Consider the following 19,967-nt stretch of genomic DNA (forward strand, 5'->3'; position numbering starts at 1 on the left):
CGCCGGGCATGAGGCTCTGCCTCCCAGCCTGTTCGCTCGCCTGCCGCTGTCGCTGCCGCCTGCCCTGCCCGGCTTACGCTATAGATTCTAGCATATGCTGCAGCTCGGCGGCGGTCTCAGCCTGTAGCAGGCGCTGGGCCTGCTCTTGCCAATAGGTCAGGGGCTGACGCGCGAGCCGCTCCTTGACGGCCAGTAGAGCTGGTGGGTTCATACTCAGCTCGCGGACACCGAGGCCGACCAACAAGGAACCGATCAGAGGATCACCCGCCAGCTCGCCACAGACGGCTACCAGGCGCCCATGTTGCTGGCCGGCTCGCGCCACCTGGGCAATGGCTCGCCAGACCGCTGGCTCCAGGCGTCCAAAGAGCGAGGCCACGCGCCCATTGGTGCGATCGACTGCCATGACGTATTGATAGAGGTCATTAGTGCCGATGCTAAAGAAATCGACTGCGCGCGCCAGGACATCGGCCATCAAGGCGGCAGCGGGCGTCTCGACCATGATGCCGACCGCCGGCCTCGGCGCGAGCCGCAGCCCCTGCCCTTCCAGCTCGGCGAGCACTTCGTCGGTGATGGCACGCAGGCGCCGCACCTCTTCCAGGGTGGCAATCATGGGAAACATTATCTGCAGCGCAATGCTCGTAGCCTGAGCGGCGCGCAGCAAAGCCCGCAGCTGCTGGCGGAGCAGCTCTTCATGGCAGAGATGGATACGCGCCCCGCGCAGACCAAGGGCCGGATTGGCTTCCTGCAGCGATCCAATGAGAGCCTCCAGGGCTGGAAAGGGCTTGTCAGCCCCCGCGTCGAGCGTGCGGGCAATGATGGTCTTGCCCGCTGGTTGCCCGGCGGCGAAGGCGTGGAAGAGACGTCGATAGGCCGTCTCCTGCTCCTCTTCGTCGGGGAATTGCTCCCGACCACCAAAGAGAAATTCAGTGCGCAGCAAGCCGATCCCTTCGGCCCCCAAAGCGGCAGCCTGCTTTGCCCCCTCCTCATCGCCGACGTTGGCAAAGATGGCAACTGGGACGCCATCAGCGGTCGCGCCTGGACGTCCGCGCCAGCGTTCACGTTGCTGCTGCCGCTCTGCTCGTTCCTGCTGTTGCTGCTGGACCCTTTGCTGTAGTTCACGCTCCTGCTCGGGTGCCAGGTGAAGATAGAGCAGGCCGCGCCCGCCGTCCAGGGCAATACGCTGGCCGGGCGCCAGTTGAGCAAAAAGGTCAGGGGCAAGTCCGCTGACGGCGGGAATCTCCAGAGAGCGGGCAATAATAGCGGCGTGAGTTGTCGGGCCACCGAACACTGTACAAATGCCGGCTACAAGCTTCGGATCAAGGGTAGCAGTATCGGAAGGTGTCAGATCGTCAGCGACAAGGATCACCGGTTCCCGCACACTTGCGGGCTGGGGAAGCAGGGAAGCCGTAGGGGTTCCCGAAAGCAGGCGCAGGACCCTTCCGGTGGCGTCGCGCACATCGCTGGCGCGCGCCGCCAGTAGCTCATCGTCGAGCGCGGCCAGGACCTGGGCATTCTCCTCGGCCACCTCGTGTAGGGCCTGCTCAGCGGGAAGGCCTTGCTGGCTGATGCGCTCAAGAGCGGCATCCAGGATTTCAGGGTCCTGCAGAATCAGCTGATGAGCCTCAAAAATAGCGGCCTCTTCCTTGCCCACCGTGCGCGCAACCTGGGCGGTCAAAGCCTGCAGCTCGGCCACCGCCTGCTCAACCGCCGCGCGCAGGCGCCGCTGCTCTTCGGCGACCTGGTCCGGCGTCAGCTCCTGGCCCTTGCCTGCAGCCGCTGGCTGAGGATGGGATGGCTGTTGCAGGGCCGGAGAGTGGTAGAGCCAGATCGGTCCGACAGCCAGGCCGGGCGAGAGCGGGACGAGGCGAAGCGGAAGCGGGACCGAAGACGAGGAAGGGGTGGGCGCCTGGAATGTCTGTTCATGCTCAGACACAGTGACTCAACCTCCTGAGAATCGCAGCCGCGGATGGTGCCAACCCTGCGGCGGGTAGCGATGGGCGCGCCTGGCGCTGCGCGTGGGCATCGGTGCCAAACTGAAATGATGTTCTTATTATCCGGCAAAAATGATGGGGCTGCAAGAGCGACCGCTCTCCAGCCTTTCCAGCAGGCCGAGGAGAGAGCTGGCTCCTGCTCAGGCCGGCCTTACTGGGTCCGGCCCGAAGGCGCCAGGCAGACTTATGCCTGTTTACAGGATGCTCAGCAACGGTATATACTCCTCTGCGAAGCCACCAGAAGGCGACTTCATACGAGAGTGGGAGGAACCAATGCCGGGCAAACGCCATGCCATCGTGATCCACAGTCCCCATTCTGGCCGGGCCCCGCAGCTTGAAGAAGCTCTCAAGCTGTTGCAAGAGGCTGGCATCGAGCCGGTGAACGTTGAACCGATTACGAGTCTGAACGAGCTCCCCCCGCAGGGGGCCACCTGGCAGGCCCAGGGCATCGACCTGGCGATTGCGGCAGGAGGCGACGGCCTGGTCGGAGGAATGATCAGGCACGTTATCAAAGCAGGGCCGGTGCTGGCCATCCTGCCGCTGGGCACGGCCAACGACACCGCCCGTTCGTTGGCCATTCCCCAGGATCTGGCCGGTGCTGTCGAAGTAATCGTGGCTGGCCAGGAGGCGGCGGTCGACGTCGGCATGGCCCTTCCACCAGCAGCCTCCTCTTCAGCCTCCGGCGCCAGCGACGAGGAGGCTGGGGGCGACTACTTTTGTCATACCCTTACGATTGGGCTGAATGTTGAATTCGCGCGTCTTGCGACCAGCAGCGAGATGCGCGAGCGTTTCGGCGCCATGACCTACCCGGTGGCGGCGCTGGAAGCTCTGCGCACGCACGAGCCGCTAGAAGTCGTTCTGGAGTTTGAGGGGCTTGCCGGACCTGCTGGGCCTGCTACCGCCGGGCAGCCGGAGGACGAGCTGCGCTATCAGGTGCTGCAGGTCGCAGCGATCAATGCCCCTGTCTTTGGTGGTCCGCTGCAGCTCAGCATTCCAGGGGCCAGCGTGACTGATCACCTGCTCGATATTGTCGTGGTACAAGGACCGGACTGGAAGGAAATCGCGGCGACCATTGGCCAGCTCTTCGCGGGCAGCGAGAGCACGCAGAGCGAAGCAAGCGCAGGGACAACTCGCCACCCTGCCGAGTTGACAACCTTACCGGGCTTGCATCATTGGCGGGCTTCCAGTGTCACGATCAGCACTCCCGCGGGTCCCTGCGAGGTGACGCTGGATGGCGAGGTCAAAGGGAAGACTCCCATTACTGTGCGTATTGCTCCCGAGCCTCTGCGCGTCCTGGTGCCAGCAGGTTGGCAAGCTCAGACCACCGAGGCTGGCCAGTAAATGCCCTGTGATACCATAAGAAGAGCCAGGCCATAGACCGAACGACGGAGGCTCAGCCACAGCTGATCAGATGAGAGCACTGACCTGTTCTCTTGGCTGTGCCCGGTGGCTTCGGCTCCTTCTGTCCACGAGTAGGACTGCTATCCTGCCCTGACCCGCTCAGGAGCAGAGAGGAGGCCACCGGCAGAAGAAGGGAGTGAGCAATGATGCGCATCGTTTCCTTGCTTGCCAGCGCCACAGAGATGGTGGCCGCCCTTGGATGCACCGGGCAACTGGTGGGGCGCTCGCACGAGTGTGACTATCCGCCCGAAGTCCAACGCTTGCCAGTTCTGAGCCGTCCGGTAATCGATATCAGCACCAGCAGCGCCGGCATCGATGCCCAGGTTCGCCAGCTTGCTGGCAGGCGCCAGACCGGAGACGAGGCGGCCCTCCAGGCGCTGAGCATTTATCAGATCGACGTCGCCCGCCTTCAGGAGCTGCGACCCGATGTCATCTTGACCCAGACCCAGTGCGAGGTCTGCGCTGTCAGCGAGCGCGATGTCAGCGAGGCGATTCGCCAGCTGACCGGCTTGCAGCCCCGCATTGTCTCTCTGGCCCCTTATCGTCTCAGCGATGTCTGGGAGGACCTGCGGCGCGTTGGGGCAGCCCTTGGGCGGGCAGCTGAGGCTGAGGCCCTGATCGCCGGCTACCAGCAACGCCTGGAGGAGCTGGGCCAGCGCTGCGCTCGCCTGAGCGCCGGGCGAGGACAGGCCCCCCGCGTGGCCGTTCTGGAATGGCTTGATCCCTTGATGGGAGCCGGCAACTGGACCCCCGAGCTGATCGTCTATGCCGGCGGCGAGCCTGTCTTGAGCGCCAGCGGGCAACACGCCCCCTGGATTAGCTGGGACGAGCTGCGCCAGGTCGATCCAGAGGTGCTGATCCTCTCGCCCTGTGGCTTCGATCTGGAGCGCACGCGGCAAGACGCTGTCCTGCTCCAACAGCATCCCTTCTGGCCGGAGCTGCGCGCTGTGCGCGAGGGGCGCGTTTACCTCATCGATGGGAACCAGTATCTGAACCGCTCCGGGCCACGCCTGGTCGAGTCGGCAGAACTGATTGCCCGAGCGCTGTGGGGAGAGCGTGCGGGGAGAGCGCTGCCGGCAGAGGGCTGGCAGCCTTTGCATTAAGCCATTAAGCGCCGTACAGAAGCGCCCACAGGGGAGCGATGCATACAATCCAGGGCCGTCCTTCAAGGCTTGCCCATTGTCTCAACACTACGGCCTTCCCGTGCTGGGCAACATCCTGACCAGGATGGTCAGCATGAGCCACCCCGCCCAGAGCAGCGCGGGCAGGCGGCAAGCACAAGAGGCGGCCCTTTGTTGCTCTCTTACTGCCTGCCACTGGCAAGCACACCGGGGGCAGGAGCAAGAGCCAGAGCGCCAGTCGGCTGGCGCTTGCTATGACTGCTCGCCCTGCCTGGGCGCGGCGGCCCAGAAGATCACGACGACAAAGAGGGCGAACAGGAGAATCAAGAACCCCATCAGACCGTCAATGATGGGGGCCAGGCTGAACTGAAGGAGGCCGGCAGCGGCAAAGAGCAAGACGACGCAGATTCCCACGACGGGGAAGAGCAAGAGCCAATTGTAGCGCCGCGCTGGATCGGCAGCCCGCCGGCGCCGGCTCGGTAGCGGTGTATAATCAGACTCCAGTGGCTCCATGAAACGCCTTTCTACGGCAGCGAGCGCAGGCCGCGCCACCAGGGCCGGCACCTTCTCCGGCCCACGCCATCGACTTGCACCCGCAGCGGATGATTTCATCTCAGCTCAGTTCCTGGTGAACCAGCGGCGCCAACATGGGCAACCTCGGGCTGAGGTCTCATCTCGTTTGGTTCACCGGCCCTTATTATAGTGCTTCTTGAGCGTGAAAGCAACTCTGCCGACAGCTCGCTTCCCCGCCTGGCTGCCAGCGAGAAGGTCCGTTGACGGCCAACGGCCTGCCTCTTTCAGCTCACGCTACGGAGTGCGGCGCCGACCAGACTCGGGAGAGCAGTGAAGCGAACGCCTGACCGAAATAAAAGGAAGCGGGCGCAAGCGGTTCAGATAGCGACGCAGCTCCAAAGCATTGACATGATAGGTGGACCCTTTCACAGTGGCAGGGATTCGGCCTTCAGCAATGGCCGCACAGAGGTCGGCAATGGTCAGGACACGCTCGGGCATGAGGTACCTCCATGAGGACTGTGCACTCGCAGCCGGCCAGTCCCACTCGCTCGCCGCTCGCAGCCTCCCTTTCCTCAGACCCTCTTCTCTTCTTCCTCTCCCCCTCGCGCTTCGGCGAGCCGGGCACGAGCTACTTCCTCTCATCTAGCCACACGCACCATTACCGGCGTCGGTTTCAGTGCATTCACTCCATCTATTAAGAAAAACACGGCAAACGCACACTTTATTTCCACAACGAGGCGCTATGCTGCAAAGCAGGCTACAAGAAAAGCAGGCGTTCCTGCTGCTCCTGCCGCCCTTGAAGAATAAGCTGGTCCTCACGCTCATCCACCTTGCTGAGCTGTGCCCACTCCTGACGAGGCTGGGACGGTTCTGGTCCGTGCGAGGTTGCGGGCCTCTGCTGGGAGATGAGGTCGGAATCGCTAGGGACGGCAGGAAGATAGAGGGTAAAGCAACTGCCCTCTGAGAGCACACTGGTGGCTGTCACTCTCCCCTGCATCGCCTCTATCCACTCCTTCACCAGGGCCAGCCCCAGGCCACTGCCACTGCCATCGCGGCGCAGCTTGCTGGAAGCCTGATAAAAGCGCTCCCAGATCCGTGGCAACTCTTCGGGGGGGATACCCTCACCCGTATCGCGTACCTGAATTACCACCTCATGCTCTTCCCGGGAAACTGCCACGGCCACAATCCCCCCGGGTGGGGTATGGCGAATGCCATTGTGCAGCAGATTCTGCAGGGCCTGAGCGAGACGCTCGGGATCAACCAGAGCCAGCGGCCCCGCTGGCGGAGTCTCCGCCACCACCTCCACTCGTCCGCTCTGCCAGGCCAGCGGCGCCCGTGCCTCTACCAGGCGGCGTACCAGCTCTCCCACATCGGTCGGCACGCAGCGCAAGGTCAGACGCCCAACCTCGGCACAGGCCAGGGCAAAGAGGTCCTCCACCAGCCGTTGCAGGCGCAGCACTTCAGCCTCCATCACCTCCAGATCCCGTGGCAGCGATTCCGGCAGCTCGCCGCGGTCCAGGCGTCGCAGCGCTGCCTCCAGATAGCCCCGCACGGTAGCAACGGGTGTGCGCAGCTCATGGGAGACGGCAGCCACTAGCTCGCGCTGGGTCTTGAGCAGTCCAGCCACCGTATCGCGCTCTTGCTTCAGCTCGCGCAAGGCCCGCTCCAGATCAATGGCCATCGCGTTAAAGTCGGCCTGCAGCTGAGCTACCTCATCCTCACCCTCGACAGGCACGCGCACCTCATAATGGCCCTGGCGCAAGGCATGAGCGGCCTCCTCCAGCGCACGCAGACGGGCCGTGGTCCGCCGGACCACCAGGTAGGAAAAGAAAGTTGTCGGGGGGATCACCGCCAGTAAGGCGATGAGCGACATCAGCCCGAGCATCATCGTGACCGAGATGAGCAGGGCCAGATCTTTCACGTTGGAGAGGACCAACAGATCGAAGAGGAGAATGACCAGTCCCGCTGCTAGCAGGACCATCATGGCATGAGCATGGGTTAAGGCCCACAAGAGTTGTTTGCGCCGCAGGCGGCTCCACAGAAAGAGCAGGCACACGAAGCCACGCCAGATAATATAACCAACCAGAGTGACCAGCCCCGCTCCCAACAAGACCACAGGGAACGCGGCCAGTCTGGGAAAGAAGAACCTGGCTCCCAGCCGATACCCCAGACTCAGCAGGAGAAAGGGCACTCCAGAGAGCAACAAGAGAAGCAGCAGCCCCCAGGCCAAATCGCGCGCCCAGCGCCGCCACCAGGGTGGGGGTCCAAGCTCGGCGCGCAGGGCAAAATAGCCCAGCCCGAAAGGCGTCAAGAGCAGCAGGCTAAACTCACGTCCCGTCTCCGTAGCAGACGTCAGATGGATCAAGCTGATCAGCAGCAACGCAAACAGGACAGCTTCGAGCAGAGCGCGTCTGCGCCTGGCCCTCAACCAGAAGAGGTTGGTCCATCTTTCTTTCATTGCCCTCCTCCTGTTCTTGAGGGGCTATGCACACGCCAGCGATAGCCTACGCCCCAGACCGTTTCGATGGCTTCCCCCAGCGCTCCCAGCTTCTTGCGCAGGCGCAAGACAGTATTATCCACCGAGCGATCGCCACCGACATAGCTCTCACCCCAGACCGTATCAAGGAGATAAGCGCGGCTGAAGGCTCGTCCAGGACTGCGCAGGAAGAGATGCAGGAGTTCAAACTCAGTCGGACTGAGATCGAGCGGCTGGCCGTCCAGGGTCACTAAATGGGCCTGGGCGTCGAGGCAGAGCGGCCCATCGATAAGGGGTCGCTCGGCCCGCGCCAGATCCTGCTGCAGCATCTGCTGAATCAGCTCCGCACGGCGCAGCAGCGCATGCACCCGCGCTAACAGCTCACGCATGCTAAAAGGCTTGGTCAGGTAATCATCGGCCCCCAGCTCCAGACCCACCACGCGATCGGTCTCCTCACTCCGTGCCGTTAACATGAGCACGGGAGTGGGCGCTTGCTGACGCAGGCGGCGCAGCACCTCCAGACCATCCATGCGCGGAAGCATCCAGTCCAGAATGACGAGCGCAGGGCGCTGCTTCTCATGCAGGCGCAACGCTTCGACGCCATCGGGAGCATAGAGGACCTCGTAGCCGTCCGCTTTCAGTTCGCGAATAATGAGCTGCGCCAGATCCTGCGCATCCTCAACAAGCAAGAGCTTCTTCATGGCCATTCTTCAATCACTTCAGGATGATCTCCCGCTTCTGGCCAACCAGAGCCAGAGCCAGGCGGCCTACGACTGGCATCAGGTAGAAGCGCCGATGGGCCGCCTGAATCATGCCAACGAGCCAGCCCGTGATGGTCACCACCAGCAGTATGCCAGACAGTAGCAGCCAGAACAAGACAGCCAGAGTGTGCAGGGAAGAAAAGTACCACCAGGAGTAGTGGCGGCCCATATAGATGAGCGCCATCAGCATGGATACTTCAATGAGAGTGATCAGTCCAAAAAAGAACAACGATTGCAGGGCATGAAAACGTACCAGACGGCTCCGGCTAGCAAAGAGCAGAACCAACAGACCCGAGAGCCAGCCACCCAGGTAACTCAGCATGCCCAAGGCGGCTTCAGCACTCGCTGAGGGCGGCGACTCGTCTGCAGCCTCCGCCGTGGCTGGCCAGTTCCCTTTCATAAACCGCTGGTCAGCCAGGACGGCGTCCATGAGCAGCTCCTGCTGCTGAACGCTTCCCATTTCTTCATACAGGCCCTCGAAAGGAGGCCTGGTCTGCCAAACAGTGGCATAATCCTTTCTTCCGTCATCCAACACGAGAACGATGCTCCTTTCTTCTCATGGCGCCACAGGGACCTGGTCTCAGCTCGACGCGCTCAAAGCTATGAGCACATGCAGGCTGCTAGCTATTACAGGAGAAGAGCTTAACCTTGAGTTGTCATCGCCGTATCCGATCTTTGTCGCAATTCTGTCGCAACCGCCTGCCAGCGACCAAAGCCAGGCGGCGCGCACCACGATGGCGCAGTGAGGGAGACAGGAGCTGAGCGTCAGGCCAGCCCGGTCGGAGAGCGGAGGAGGAAAGCGCAGAGCGGAGCGCCGGCGAAGCCGCCAAGAAGCGAGGCCCTAGCGCGGCGGCCCCTGGCGAATCCTCTGGCGCATCGCCTCCAGCGGCCACTGCTGCCAGGTGCCCCAGCGCTCTGGTACAATATTCTCGACCCACCAGGTGACCCCGACGCGAGCGTAGGCCGCCACCAGCGCCCGATCAGTCTCGGGGTCCTCGCCGGAGCTGATCCCGAAATGCACCACTTCGAACGGTCCCGGCTGCGAGCGCAGCGGCTGCAGCGCAGTCACAATCTCGGCCATCGTTTCGGGTGAGAGCATCTCTGTCAACCCTAGATCGCGCCCAATGGGGATGAAACCATCCCAGCGGACGGCCCGGCGCAGGGGGGCCCGATTGGGCCACATGCCGGCTACCCAGATGGGAATACGCGGCTGCTGATGCGGCGGCGGGAGAAAGTGCGCCTCGTGGATATGGTAGTAGCGCCCCTCAAAGTGGAAGGGCTGGCCACTCCACAGCCCACTGAGGACGGCCAGGCCCTCGTCAAGCATGGCCCCCAGGACCTTCAGGTCCGAAGGCTCCCCCAGGGCAGCAAAATCGAAGTAGCCACCACCCAGGCCCACCCCCAGCACCAGACGTCCGTCCGAAAGATGATCAAGCGTCACCGCCTGACGGGCTACCTCCCAGGGACGGCGCCGCGGCAGCGGCGTCACCAGAGGGCCAAAGCGCAGACGCTGCGTGCGCAGAGCGATGGCTGTCAAGGCTACCCAGACTTCTGCCAGCGGACCGTTGGTCGGTGCCAGGGTTGTGCGCGCAATCTGATCCCAGAGAAAGAGACCATCCCAGCCGGCAGCCTCCGCTTCCTGGGCCAGGTCACACAGCAAGCGCACATCGGCGAAGGGGCCAAAATTGGGGAGATGCAGACCGTAGAGCATCGTTCGTCACGCAGAGGTCTTAGCAGGACCGGGCGGACCGGCCAGCCCGGCAACCAATACGAATCGCTGCGGCCAATATAAGACAAATAAAAAAGGGGTGACCGATGGGGCTCGAACCCACAACCGCTGGAGCCACAATCCAGAGCTCTACCGATTGAGCTACGGCCACCGTGTTGCCTTTTCGCTACACGCACAGCCAGTATAGCGGAGAGTTTGCCCGCTGTCAATAGGGCGGGGGCCAAAATCCAGCGCTGGCCCGGAGATTGGCAGGCCAGCGCTGCACCAGCCTGCCCGTCAGCCAGAATCTGAACACGCCAGGAGAGAAGCGTAATCACCTGGCTCCCTCCTCACATCAAGGCGAGACTTCATCAAGGCGGCGCAGGCGCGTGGCCGTGCCGAATTGGGCGATCACCGCTGCAACAATCAGACAGCCAGCAATGATCAGGAAGGTACTGAGCGGGCCCAGCGTCGGGATCAAAGGAGGAATGACCAGGAGACCAACGCTGCCCCCAAGATGGCCAACGCCATCGACCAGAGCAAAGCCTGTCGCGCGCGCGCGCGTCGGATAGTGCTCGGTCGACCAGGTGTAGGTCATCGGCACCCAGAGATTGAAGCCGAAAAAGAGCACGATCGAGCCGAGGACGGCCACAGCGAAATTGCCGACCCCGCCTAGAGCAATCAGCAGGCAGCCAATGAGGGTGAGCAGGGCCGCCACGGGCAGCCAGTACTTGCGTTCCAGCAGCTCACCAAAGGCATAGTCAAAGATAGCCACCAGTACGAAGCCCACTGAGCCAATGGCCACGATCAAACCGGCCTCCGGGGGTGGGAATTTCAGAGCCGCCAGCAGGGAAGTCAGGCCCGCCGCGATGGCATAGACCGTAATGTAGCCAATGAACCAGACGACAAAGAGGAAGAGCGTGCGGAGCAGATAGAGGCGATTGCCGAAGATTTCCACGTAAGGGATGCGGCCAGGCTGGGTCTCGACGGGAATCTCGGACGGTACGGGCAGCTCGCCAACACGGACCCGGGCCTGCTCCTCCATCTGCACGACCACCCGCTCCGCTGCTTCGACTCGCCCTTGCGAGATCAGCCAGCGCGGCGACTCATGGAGCTGGAAGCGCATGAGGATGCCGATCAGCGCCAGCAAGGCCCCGATGCCGTACATCAGGCGCCAGCCGAAGGTAAAGCCAGGCCCAGCCAGGGCGAAGGGCAGCCCCAAAGGAAACGCCTCGGGCTGCGTGGTGAGCAGCAGCCCCAGCCAGACCCCGAGGAAGGCACCCAGCGAGGACATGATAAAGATCAGCGAGGTATAGCGCGCTCGTCCCCCACTCGGTGCCACCTCGTTAATATAGGTGTTCACAAGAGCCAGGTCCGCCCCAACGCCAATACCTGTGATGGTGCGCGCAATGATAAAGTTCACATAATCACCAACCAGCGCATTGTAGAGCGAGCCAAGCCCAGTGATGACCATCGTGACCAGCAGCATGTCACGCCGCCCCAGGCGGTCCGCCAGGGGACTCAGGATGAGGGTGCCGATCACGTAGCCCACCAGATTGAGCAGCACCGGCAGGCCCAGGTAGTTGGCCGCCGATTCGGGGGTGCAGCCTGGCACGATCTGTACACAGGTCTGAATGAAGGAGACGTTGATGTCGAAAATGTCGAAGAAGGTGAAGAGGAAACCAGCCCCGATAATGCCGATGTAGAGATAGGGCAAGGCCCAGATGGGGATACGGTCAAGGCGCGCTACCACCGCAGCGGCTGTGCTGCTCGTGCCACTCGCGCCACCCACGGGCCGCGAGGGATTGCCTGCTTCGGAAGCCATACCTGCCTCCTTCTCTGGCTCAGGCGCGGCTATCGATGCCAGCCAGCTAGCCAGCATATATGCGCAACGCTGCTACAATCCATTCATTCCGGCCCGATGAGGCATGTTTCGCTGGCCCGATACTCTATGAGCAAGCAACCTGTTTTAGAAAATTGTACCTGTGCTGCTCTCTCCTGTCAAGGGAGGAAGCAGCACGAAAGGAGGTGAAAGGCAGAATCGTCGGCCAATCCCTGGGCGCGGGTGCCACTGGCAACAGGAGAAGACTTGACATCGGCCTGGTCCTGCCATACACTCTATGGAGCCAACAGTACGTTATCGCCACCTTCGATGACGAGGAGACGTGCAAGGTCCGTGAGCTGACCGATCGTGACGCATCAAGGAGGTGCTGCCGATCTTCGAGGAGGCTCGGGAGGATCAGCCGCCGGCTGGTGGATGCCGATAAGCCGGCAAGCCGGCAGACCTGGGTCTCCTGGACAGCGAGGTATCTGAGCGGGCTGTCCTTGGCCCGTCTTCCTTCGCTCTGGCCGCAGCAATGGCAATGGTAGAGGCTGCATCACTGGCTCCTGCCCGGGGGCGCAGAGGCAGCTACCAGCCGGAGCGCCTCCTCCCAGGGTCTAGCCCTTCCTTCGTCCAGCCAAGCAGACTGGAAGAAGGCAGATGCCAGGTATAGCCAGCGAGAAGGAGCGTATTGTCATGGTGCAGGCGCAGCGCACGATCCCGATCCTGCCGCCTCCGGGCAACAACCTGCGTTGGCCCCTGATTGTCTTCCAGACAGGCGAGCGGCAGCCCTCGGCCCTCTATATCAATGGTGGCAATCCCCTCCCAGGCGTGACCCCGCATCGAGTCTGCCACCTTGAGGTCAAAGGCCAGCTCACTGCCCAGATGACCCGCCAGGCCATCCACCTGATTGGCTCCGCCTGCCAGGGCGCTCGGCGCAACCGTTACCACCACGGCACCCGTTGCAGTCCCGCCCGAGGAAGGCGATGTTTCTGCTCAGCAGTGGAAACGCGAGGCCAGCCTGCGACCCACCAGCGCCTTCGCCCTGGACCAGCATCGGGCCGGGTCCAACTGGCACAGGCGCTGACTACCGACTCGCCAGCCTTACAGTGCCAGAGCGCACTGTACGACCGCAGGGGCGACTCGCACTCACCCTGGAAGGAGCAGACTTGCAGCCCCTGCCGCTCCCAGGCCGGACAAGGGAACACAGGAATCAGCAGGGTAGAGGAGGGAATTGCCCTCAATGAGTCGAATACGCTGGTGCCAGCCGATGGATAGGCGTGGCTGCTCCTTGTGAATGGGCGAGGCTGCGCAGGCGCGCCATTGAGGTCTGGCAAAGACATGGAACAGGACAGGAACAGGCAGATACCAATGCTGCTCGGGATAGCCGAGCGCGCTTTACTCAGTCGCGGCTGAGTGGGCTGCCGTCAATCAGTCCCGAAGCCCGAGCCGCTGAGGCTGCGGGCCAACCGCCGGCTTCAGTAAGTGGGCGGGCGGTAGTTGATACAAAGGCGCTAGTAGAGCAAACAGGCCGGTTCTTTGTAGCAGAAAGGGCACGTGGCTACATGGTTCACCATACGTCAGAGGAGATCAAGAGCAACCAGGCCAGGGAAGGAGAAACCGATCTCTCTCAGTTACCGGAAGTTCCTCCCGGCATGCTGATTCCGGCGCCCAGCAGCACGCCGCGCAAGCGCACGCGCTGGCCGGATGCCATCGATGTGATCTTTGAGAAAGATCCTGCCTGTAACAATATCTTTGAGGCGTTGCTCTACCAGGGGCTGTGGGCCATTTTCTTCCACCGCATCGCACATTTTCTCTATAACTTGCATATCCCGGTCATCCCTCGCCTGATCTCGCAGTTCGCGCGTCTCGTCACCGGGGGCATCGAGATTCACCCGGGCGCCAGGATCGGGAAGCGCTTCTTTATCGACCACGGCGCAGGTGTGGTGATCGGCGAGACTGCTGAGATTGGCAATAATGTTATGCTCTACCACCAGGTGACGCTCGGCGCCACCGGCTGGTGGCGGCCAGGTCCTGGGCGCAAGCAAAAGCGCCACCCAACCATCGAGGATGATGTCACCATTGGCGTGGGGGCCGCTATTCTTGGGCCAATTACGATCGGGCGCGGCAGCAAGATCGGCGCAATGGCCCTGGTACTCGAATCGGTGCCGCCCAATTCTGTGGTGGCAGCCAAGCCTGCTGAGCTGTTGGTGAAGAGCGGTGAGCCCCTGGCCAAGCATGAGGAACTCACGCAAGGGTGGGAGATGGATTATCAGATTTAAGCCAGAGCGCCTCTCGGCGCAGATAGACTCTCTCCCTGGAGACGCGGGCGGGCCCTGGCCTGGCACCCGCCGCCTGCCCGCGTCTTTGCTTTTCCCTGCCTCCGCGTCGCGCGGCTACCGCCCCTCTGTAGCTGTCACCTCACCAGCCGCGCGCGATGTCGACCGAACCGACCAGGCCCCAGACCTCAGCGCTCGCTGGGGTCCTCCTCCTCATAACTTGCCAGGGTTCCAATCAGCAACTCCCAGAAGCGAGGCACGTCGAGGCCATAACCCACCCAGGCGTTAGTTCGCCGGCCCAGCACACCATAGACGTCACAGACGGTTCGCCCGAGGGTATACTCGCCGCGTGTCTCGACAGCTACGTACATGCTATGCCTGCTGACGAGGGTCGGATCGATCAGGGCCGCTACGGCGCAGGGATCATGTACCGGCGGCGCCGCGAAGCCAAAGGCCCGACGATAAGTGGTCCCGAAAAATTCGAGCAATTGGCAGACGAAAGAGGGCACTGGGCGCCCCAGGCGGCGCAGGCGCTCAAGGATGGAGGGTGTGGCCAGCGCCTGGTGAGTTACCTCCAGCGGGATCATCGTGATCGGGCAACCGCTGTTAAAGACGATGGCCGCCGCCTCGGGATCGAAGTAGATGTTGAATTCGGCGGCGGGAGTAACATTCCCCAGGCCAATGGCACCGCCCATCAGATAGAGACCTTTGAGGCGCGAGAGGATCGCCGGCTCGCGCGTGATGGCACTGGCCACGTTGGTGAGCGGTCCTGTGGCAACCAGCACCACCTCATCCGTGCTGCGCACCAGATCGATGATGAGATCGACAGCATGCTCGGGCACCGGTTCCCGCTCAGGCTGCGGTAGGGCCGGCCCGTCGAGACCCGACTCGCCGTGAATATCTGCGGCATGACGCGCCTCCCTCGCCAGCGGCTGCGCCATGCCCCTGGCCACTGGCACATCACGGATGTGCGCCAGAGTGCAGACGCTGAGGGCGTTGCGCGTGGTCTTTTCCAGTGTCTGATTGCCGGCCACCGTCGTAATGGCCAGCAGCTCTAGCTTCGGGTGACGCGCCGCCAGCAGCAAGGCGATCGCATCGTCGTGCCCCGGGTCGCAGTCGAGAATGATCTTCTGCTTCTTCTCCATCGCAGTTCCTCTCTCTCCTCTCTCTGTCTCTGTCCTATGGCAAGGGCGCACGCTTCTCCATCGACCGGCAGCAGGAGCGGGAAAGAACCCGGCCCGCACGCACAATCAGCACCCTCTTCCGTTCCGACGAGGGTTCAGGCGCTGAGCGGCTGCCGCTGCCCCGCTCCTGCTGCAACGGACAGAACGATTGTACCACTCGTTTCAACAAAGGAGCGGCGTCAGAGAGGAAGGGGCCGGCTGGACCAGGGTGGTCCGCCCTTCAGCTCGTTGCCTCGTTGCCTCGTTGCCGCGTCGCCCGGAGAGTATCTTTCGCGCGCTCCTCTTGCTATAATGGCCGCAGAACAACTCGTTTTGGGGGTTTGCTTGACGAAGATGGCCCGCGCCAACCTGCTCATCGGCCAGTCAGGAGGCGCCACCGCAGTGATCAACGCCAGCCTGGTCGGAGCCGTAGAGGCCGCGCTGGCGAGTGAGCGAGTGGCCAATGTCTACGGCATGCTCCACGGCATCGAAGGCTTCCTCAAAGAGGAGCTGATCGATCTGGGCCGCCAGCCGGCGGAGCTCTGGCCGCGCCTGTGCGAGACGCCTTCCGCCGCCCTGGGGACCTGCCGCTATCGCCTGCGCGACGAGGACCTGGAGCACGCCTTAGCGCTGCTGCGCCGCTACGAGATCCGCTATCTGCTCTACATTGGCGGCAACGACTCAGCGGACACGCTCCACCGCCTGGCTCTCGCCGCTCACAACAGCGGTTACGAGCTGCAGGCGATCAGCATTCCCAAAACTATCGACAACGATTTGCCGCTGACCGATCACTGTCCCGGCTACGGCAGCGCCGCCCGCTTCATTGCCCTGGCGACGCTCGATTCGAGCCTCAATACATCCTCTATTCCCTGGCACTACCCCGTCAAGATCATCGAGACGATGGGACGCGATGCGGGCTGGCTGGCCGCGGCCTCGGCGCTGCTCAAAGAGGACGAGAGCGAGCCACCGCACCTGATCCTGGTGCCCGAGCGTCCTTTTCGCCAGAGTGAGTTTCTGACCCGTGTCGAAGCCATCCAGCGCCGCCTGGGCTACGTTGTGGTCGTGGTGGCCGAAACAGTCCGTGACGAGAGCGGGCGCCCGCTGGGCAGCCTGGGAGCCCTGGGAGTCGACGCTTTCGGCCATCCCCTGCTCAGCGGCGCTGCCCAATATCTGGTAGAATCAGTCAGAAGCCAGCTCGGTCTACGGGCACGCTTCGATAAGCCCGGCGATTTGCAGCGGATGGCCAGCGCCTACGTCTCGCCAGTCGATCGTGCGGAGGCGCTGCTGGTGGGACGCCAGGCTGTCCTGGCCGCGCTTGCAGGAGAGAGCGACCAGATGGTCACCTTGCAGCGCGAGGAGGGGCCAGTCTATCGCTGCACAACCGGCCTGGCGCCGCTGGCAGCGATCGCCAACGAGAAGCGCTGTCTGCCAGCCGAGTATCTGGACGAAAACGGGATGATGATCACAGAGGCCTTTCGACGCTATGCGCTGCCATTGCTAGGTGAGCTTCCACCGCGCTATGCGCAGCTTGCGCCCATAAAGGTCAGGTGAAAGAAGAAAGACAATGGGGTCACTGAAACGCGCAATTCTGGTTGTACTGGATGGCGTTGGAGCTGGAGCTAATCCTGATGCGGCGGCCTACGACGATGAGGGCGCCAGCTCGCTGGAGCACTGCGCCCAGGCCGTCGGCGGGCTGGAGCTGCCCAACCTGGGGCGCGCCGGCTTCGGCAACATCACGCCGATCCTGGGTACGCCTCCGAGGGCTGACGCCGACGGCTCATGGGGCCGCATGAGCGAGCAGGGAGCCGGCAAGGACAGCACGACCGGCCACTGGGAAATCACCGGGCTGATCCTGCGCCAACCCTTCCCAACCTACCCGCATGGCTTCCCGCCCGAACTGATCGCCCGCTTCGAGGCAGCCATCGGACGCAAGGTCCTGGGCAATAAGCCAGCCTCGGGCACCGAGATCATCAAAGAGCTGGGCGAGGAGCACCTGCGCACCGGCTGCCCAATCGTCTATACCTCAGCCGACAGCGTCTTCCAGATTGCCGCTCACCAGGATGTGATTCCCCTGGAGGAGCTGTATGGCATCTGCCAGATCGCACGCTCGTTGCTGGTGGGCGAGCACGCCGTGGGGCGCGTCATCGCTCGCCCTTTCACCGGTACACCCGGCCACTTTGTGCGCACCGAGCACCGGCGCGACTTCTCACTGCCGCCCACCGGCCCTACACTCCTCGATCATCTGCAGGCCCGCGGCTACGCTGTCATCGGGCTCGGCAAGATCGAGGATCTTTTTGCCGGGCGGGGCCTGACTGCCAGCGAGCACACTGAGACCAATGGCGCTGGCATGGAGGCCGCCCTGCGCTGGCTAGAGCGCGATTTTACAGGTCTGCTCTTTGTCAACCTGGTCGAATTCGACCAGCTATGGGGCCACCGGCGCGATAGCCACGGCTACGCTCAGGCTCTGCGTGAGGTCGACCACTGGTTCGGCCTCGTGCGTCAGCGCCTCCAGCCGGGTGACGCTCTTTTCTTCACCGGCGACCACGGCGTTGATCCGACCTATCGCGGTACTGACCATACGCGCGAACAGGTACCGCTGCTGGCCTACGGACCAGCCGTGCGCCCCGGCCTCGATCTGGGGGTGCGCGCCACTTTCGCCGACCTGGGACAGACTATCGCTCAGGCCTTCGGCGTCGAGCCACTGGCCGCCGGCACCAGCTTTGCACAGGAACTGGGACTGCTATGACCGATCGACAACTGCGTAACGATGCTTATCCGCTCCTGCATGGGGAGCGCGTCTATCTGCGCCGCCCCCAGCAGAGCGACGCGCCCCTGGTCTTCACCTGGGAGCGCGATGACGAGGTGTGGCGCTATGACCCCCATCGGCCCTACTCGGAGACCCTTGAGGAGTTCTTGCCGATCTTCGAGCGCAATTATGTGATAGGCAATGGACGCCAGTTCTGGTTTATCATAGAGGACGAAAATCACGTTCCTATCGGTACCATCACTTACTTCAACCTGGATTACCGCTTGCGTCAGACCGAGATCGGCCTCGGCCTCGGCGAGAAGAGCCGCTGGGGCCAGGGCTACGGCCCGGAGGCCATCCGCACGCTGGTCCGCTATCTCTTCGAGACGCTCGGCCTGCTGCGCGTCTATGCCGAAACAGCTCAGGCTAACCAACCAGCCAGACGAGCCTTTGCCAAGGCCGGCTTTACTGAGGTCGGCCAGATCTTCGATCCGCGCAGCACCGGGGCCCCCTGGGTGCTGCTGGAAATCGTCAAAACAGAGGAAACTGGAGCCTCATGAGCACAACACCGTCTTCTCAGAGACCGCTAGATCCGAGCATCTTTAAAGCTTACGACGTGCGCGGGATCTATGGCCGCGACCTGACCGACGAGGCGGCTTATATCATCGGGCGGGCTGCCGCCCTCTACCTGGGTGTGCCAGAGATTGCCGTGGGGCGCGATATGCGCCTCTCGTCACCGGCTCTGGCCGCGGCGCTGATCCGCGGGATCACCGACCAGGGTGTCAATGCGATCGATCTGGGCCTGACCACCACCGATGAACTCTACTTCGCCGTGGGAAGGTTCAATTATCCAGCGGGCCTCATGATCACGGCCTCTCATAACCCCGGCGAGTATAACGGCATGAAGTTCTGCCGGGCCCAGGCAGCTCCAATCAGCCTGGATAGCGGCCTGGCCGAGATCCGCGATCTGGCTCTGCGCGGTCAATTCCCTGAGCCGGCGCACAAAGGCCAGGTCATCCAGCGCGACGTGACCGACGACTATGTGGCGCACGCTCTCTCATTCATCGACGTGAGCAAGATCAGGCCACTGAAGGTGGTCATCGATGCCGGCAACGGCATGGCCGGCCTGATCATGCCGCGCGTCTTCCAGCATCTGCCCTGCGAGCTGATCCCTCTCTACTTCGAGCTGGATGGCCACTTCCCGAATCATCCGGCCAGCCCGATCGAGCCAGAGAATATGGTCGATGTGCAGCGCAAGGTTCGTGAAGTAGGGGCCGACCTGGGCGCCGCCTTCGATGGCGATGCCGATCGTATGTTCCCTGTCGACGAGCAGGGCAACGTCATCGATGGATCAATGGTGACCGCCCTGGTAGCTCAGAGCCTCTTGCGCAAGCATCCCGGGTCGACCATCCTTTACAACCTGATCGTCTCGCGCAGTGTGCCCGAGCTGATCGAGCACCTGGGAGGGAAGGCCGTGCGCACGCGCGTGGGGCACTCCTACATCAAGGCCCAGATGCGCGAGCTGAATGCTATCTTCGGCGGCGAGCACTCTGGCCATTTCTACTTCCGCGATAACTGGTACGCCGATTCCGGCCTCATCGCCTTTCTGCTGCTGCTCGAACTGGTCTCCATCGAGAATAAGCCGCTCTCGGAACTGATCAAGCCGCTCAATACGCGCGTACGCAGCGGCGAGATCAACAGCCGCGTCAGCGATGTCCAGGGAAAGCTAGAGGCCCTGGTCGAGCACTACGGTCCACAGGCGCGCTCGGTCGATCGGCTCGATGGCATCACCCTCGATTTCGGCGACTGGTGGTTCAATGTGCGTCCCTCGAATACAGAGCCGCTCCTGCGCCTGAATGTGGAGGCCAATACGCGCGAGCTGATGGAAGCCAAGCGCGACGAGCTGCTGGCCTTTATCCGTTCCTGAGTGCATTGGCAGCGCTTCTGACGGGCGGAGGCCCGCCGAACAACGGTCTCTCTCAGCCG

Annotated in this window: 18 protein-coding genes and 1 tRNA gene; 8 read left to right on the forward strand and 11 right to left on the reverse strand. The window is 62.8% G+C overall.

Annotated elements, in window-relative coordinates; translation table 11 throughout:
• Positions 1-73: 73 nt before the first annotated feature.
• Positions 74-1,933, reverse strand: coding sequence for a phosphoenolpyruvate--protein phosphotransferase (gene ptsP, locus N688_RS13095; protein WP_052889694.1), 1,860 nt, complete (start codon positions 1,931-1,933; stop codon positions 74-76).
• A gap of 331 nt (positions 1,934-2,264) precedes the next feature.
• On the opposite strand from ptsP, the gene N688_RS13100 reads away from it, so the two are divergent.
• Positions 2,265-3,332 (forward strand): diacylglycerol/lipid kinase family protein, encoded by a 1,068-nt coding sequence (locus tag N688_RS13100; RefSeq protein WP_052889695.1) that lies wholly within the window; start codon positions 2,265-2,267, stop codon positions 3,330-3,332.
• A gap of 203 nt (positions 3,333-3,535) precedes the next feature.
• On the forward strand, positions 3,536-4,495 hold the full coding sequence (locus N688_RS13105) for a cobalamin-binding protein (RefSeq protein ID WP_052889696.1): 960 nt from the start codon (positions 3,536-3,538) through the stop codon (positions 4,493-4,495).
• A gap of 270 nt (positions 4,496-4,765) precedes the next feature.
• On the opposite strand, the gene N688_RS13110 is transcribed toward N688_RS13105, so the two are convergent.
• Both N688_RS13110 and N688_RS13115 read right to left on the reverse strand, forming a co-directional pair.
• A complete protein-coding gene (locus N688_RS13110; RefSeq protein ID WP_156025413.1) occupies positions 4,766-5,125 on the reverse strand; it encodes a hypothetical protein in 360 nt (119 codons plus the stop codon).
• A gap of 195 nt (positions 5,126-5,320) precedes the next feature.
• Complete coding sequence (locus tag N688_RS13115) at positions 5,321-5,524, reverse strand: hypothetical protein (protein WP_052889698.1); 204 nt, start codon at positions 5,522-5,524, stop codon at positions 5,321-5,323.
• Between the two features lie 11 nt (positions 5,525-5,535).
• Here N688_RS13115 and N688_RS23590 point away from each other — a divergent pair, with 11 nt between their 5' ends.
• Complete coding sequence (locus tag N688_RS23590) at positions 5,536-5,724, forward strand: hypothetical protein (protein ID WP_238321085.1); 189 nt, start codon at positions 5,536-5,538, stop codon at positions 5,722-5,724.
• Between the two features lie 59 nt (positions 5,725-5,783).
• Here N688_RS23590 and N688_RS13120 read toward each other — a convergent pair whose 3' ends face one another.
• The 7 genes from N688_RS13120 to N688_RS23195 form a co-directional block, all read right to left on the reverse strand.
• Positions 5,784-7,484: a sensor histidine kinase gene (locus tag N688_RS13120; protein ID WP_052889699.1), complete on the reverse strand. Its 1,701-nt coding sequence runs from the start codon at positions 7,482-7,484 to the stop codon at positions 5,784-5,786.
• Complete coding sequence (locus N688_RS13125) at positions 7,481-8,209, reverse strand: response regulator transcription factor (RefSeq protein WP_202901918.1); 729 nt, start codon at positions 8,207-8,209, stop codon at positions 7,481-7,483. The genes N688_RS13120 and N688_RS13125 overlap by 4 nt, the downstream gene beginning before the upstream one ends.
• 7 nt (positions 8,210-8,216) lie before the next feature.
• Complete coding sequence (locus N688_RS13130) at positions 8,217-8,798, reverse strand: DUF4870 domain-containing protein (RefSeq protein ID WP_052889701.1); 582 nt, start codon at positions 8,796-8,798, stop codon at positions 8,217-8,219.
• Positions 8,799-9,104: 306 nt separating this feature from the next.
• A complete protein-coding gene (locus N688_RS13135; RefSeq protein ID WP_052889702.1) occupies positions 9,105-9,974 on the reverse strand; it encodes an LLM class flavin-dependent oxidoreductase in 870 nt (289 codons plus the stop codon).
• 96 nt (positions 9,975-10,070) lie between these two features.
• Positions 10,071-10,143: transfer RNA gene (locus N688_RS13140), tRNA-His, on the reverse strand.
• A gap of 183 nt (positions 10,144-10,326) precedes the next feature.
• Positions 10,327-11,796, reverse strand: coding sequence for an MFS transporter (locus N688_RS13145; RefSeq protein ID WP_081838821.1), 1,470 nt, complete (start codon positions 11,794-11,796; stop codon positions 10,327-10,329).
• A 585-nt stretch (positions 11,797-12,381) separates the two neighbouring features.
• Complete coding sequence (locus tag N688_RS23195) at positions 12,382-12,744, reverse strand: hypothetical protein (RefSeq protein WP_162179558.1); 363 nt, start codon at positions 12,742-12,744, stop codon at positions 12,382-12,384.
• A 614-nt stretch (positions 12,745-13,358) separates the two neighbouring features.
• Between N688_RS23195 and epsC the strand changes: the two genes are divergently transcribed.
• Entirely contained in the window at positions 13,359-14,075 is a 717-nt protein-coding gene (gene epsC, locus N688_RS13160) for a serine O-acetyltransferase EpsC (protein ID WP_052889705.1), read from the forward strand.
• Between the two features lie 185 nt (positions 14,076-14,260).
• Here the strand turns inward: epsC and N688_RS13165 are convergent, their stop codons facing one another.
• Complete coding sequence (locus N688_RS13165; protein WP_052889706.1) at positions 14,261-15,217, reverse strand: nucleoside hydrolase; 957 nt, start codon at positions 15,215-15,217, stop codon at positions 14,261-14,263.
• A 372-nt stretch (positions 15,218-15,589) separates the two neighbouring features.
• Here N688_RS13165 and N688_RS13170 point away from each other — a divergent pair, with 372 nt between their 5' ends.
• Genes N688_RS13170 through N688_RS13185 form a run of 4 tightly spaced genes read left to right on the forward strand, consistent with a single transcriptional unit; the run spans position 15,590 to position 19,908 of the window.
• Complete coding sequence (locus tag N688_RS13170; RefSeq protein WP_052889707.1) at positions 15,590-16,786, forward strand: 6-phosphofructokinase; 1,197 nt, start codon at positions 15,590-15,592, stop codon at positions 16,784-16,786.
• A gap of 13 nt (positions 16,787-16,799) precedes the next feature.
• The gene (locus N688_RS13175) at positions 16,800-17,981 is read left to right on the forward strand and encodes a phosphopentomutase (RefSeq protein ID WP_052889708.1); all 1,182 of its coding nucleotides are present in this window, start codon (positions 16,800-16,802) and stop codon (positions 17,979-17,981) included.
• Positions 17,978-18,541, forward strand: coding sequence for a GNAT family N-acetyltransferase (locus tag N688_RS13180; RefSeq protein ID WP_052889709.1), 564 nt, complete (start codon positions 17,978-17,980; stop codon positions 18,539-18,541). The genes N688_RS13175 and N688_RS13180 overlap by 4 nt, the downstream gene beginning before the upstream one ends.
• Positions 18,538-19,908 carry a phosphohexomutase domain-containing protein gene (locus N688_RS13185; protein WP_052889710.1) on the forward strand — a complete coding sequence of 457 codons (1,371 nt, stop codon included), beginning with the start codon at positions 18,538-18,540 and terminating at the stop codon, positions 19,906-19,908. The genes N688_RS13180 and N688_RS13185 overlap by 4 nt, the downstream gene beginning before the upstream one ends.
• Positions 19,909-19,967: the final 59 nt, after the last annotated feature.

The sequence above is a fragment of the Thermogemmatispora carboxidivorans genome, assembly GCF_000702505.1.
GTDB lineage: Bacteria > Chloroflexota > Ktedonobacteria > Ktedonobacterales > Ktedonobacteraceae > Thermogemmatispora > Thermogemmatispora carboxidivorans.

Bases quoted from the DNA above. Each gene is read 5' to 3' on its own strand.
- N688_RS13145 (WP_081838821.1), bottom strand. From the start codon at position 11,796: ATGGCTTCCGAAGCAGGCAATCCCTCGCGGCCCGTGGGTGGCGCGAGT.
- N688_RS13170 (WP_052889707.1), top strand. From the start codon at position 15,590: ATGGCCCGCGCCAACCTGCTCATCGGCCAGTCAGGAGGCGCCACCGCA.
- N688_RS13110 (WP_156025413.1), bottom strand. From the start codon at position 5,125: ATGAAATCATCCGCTGCGGGTGCAAGTCGATGGCGTGGGCCGGAGAAG.
- N688_RS13180 (WP_052889709.1), top strand. From the start codon at position 17,978: ATGACCGATCGACAACTGCGTAACGATGCTTATCCGCTCCTGCATGGG.
- N688_RS13105 (WP_052889696.1), top strand. From the start codon at position 3,536: ATGATGCGCATCGTTTCCTTGCTTGCCAGCGCCACAGAGATGGTGGCC.
- N688_RS13115 (WP_052889698.1), bottom strand. From the start codon at position 5,524: ATGCCCGAGCGTGTCCTGACCATTGCCGACCTCTGTGCGGCCATTGCT.
- N688_RS23590 (WP_238321085.1), top strand. From the start codon at position 5,536: ATGAGGACTGTGCACTCGCAGCCGGCCAGTCCCACTCGCTCGCCGCTC.
- epsC (WP_052889705.1), top strand. From the start codon at position 13,359: ATGGTTCACCATACGTCAGAGGAGATCAAGAGCAACCAGGCCAGGGAA.
- N688_RS13120 (WP_052889699.1), bottom strand. From the start codon at position 7,484: ATGAAAGAAAGATGGACCAACCTCTTCTGGTTGAGGGCCAGGCGCAGA.
- N688_RS13100 (WP_052889695.1), top strand. From the start codon at position 2,265: ATGCCGGGCAAACGCCATGCCATCGTGATCCACAGTCCCCATTCTGGC.
- N688_RS13185 (WP_052889710.1), top strand. From the start codon at position 18,538: ATGAGCACAACACCGTCTTCTCAGAGACCGCTAGATCCGAGCATCTTT.
- N688_RS13135 (WP_052889702.1), bottom strand. From the start codon at position 9,974: ATGCTCTACGGTCTGCATCTCCCCAATTTTGGCCCCTTCGCCGATGTG.
- N688_RS13165 (WP_052889706.1), bottom strand. From the start codon at position 15,217: ATGGAGAAGAAGCAGAAGATCATTCTCGACTGCGACCCGGGGCACGAC.
- N688_RS13175 (WP_052889708.1), top strand. From the start codon at position 16,800: ATGGGGTCACTGAAACGCGCAATTCTGGTTGTACTGGATGGCGTTGGA.
- N688_RS13125 (WP_202901918.1), bottom strand. From the start codon at position 8,209: ATGGCCATGAAGAAGCTCTTGCTTGTTGAGGATGCGCAGGATCTGGCG.